Here is a 547-nt window from a genome sequence, read left to right as displayed (position 1 = left end):
GTTGCCATCGACATCCGTTGCCACCACTTGGCTATTTAAAGTCGTGTCTTCATTGATTACAAACTCATAGTTTGGCACCACTGGCACATCATTCACTGGCGTAACCGTCACAAATACACTCGTCACTATAAATGCGCCCGATGGGTCGCTAATTAACACTGTAAACGTATCAGGACCATTGTAATTTCCATTTGGCATATATGTGAAGGTGCCATCCGCATTGACCACTGCCACTCCGTTTGTCGGAGGATCTTGTAAGGTGTACGTCAGTACTTCTCCATCTGGATCAAACGCTGTGATTTGACTGGACACTGGCGTATCTTCATTCGTGACCAAGGTTACCACTACTGGCCCCACTGGCGGATCATTTACTGGCAGAATCGTAATCGTGATTGTAGAAACTGCCGTTTCTCCCTGGCCGTCGCTTACTACTACACTGAAGCTATCTGTCCCATTGTAATTTTCATTTGGCGTATACGTGTAGGTGCCGTCTGGATTCACAATGACCGTTCCATTCACTGGACCTGTCAGTAACCCGTACGTCAAT

At 46.8% G+C, this 547-nt stretch carries 1 protein-coding gene; it reads right to left on the bottom strand.

The window, feature by feature from the left end; all coding sequences use genetic code 11:
- A partial coding sequence (locus SB717_RS33450; RefSeq protein ID WP_410907097.1) for a cadherin-like domain-containing protein occupies positions 1–547 on the bottom strand: 547 nt, incomplete at both ends.

Source organism: Priestia sp. SIMBA_032 (genome assembly GCF_046535215.1).
Taxonomy (GTDB): domain Bacteria; phylum Bacillota; class Bacilli; order Bacillales; family Bacillaceae_H; genus Priestia; species Priestia aryabhattai.
This window is presented reverse-complemented; position numbering and strand designations above follow the sequence as displayed.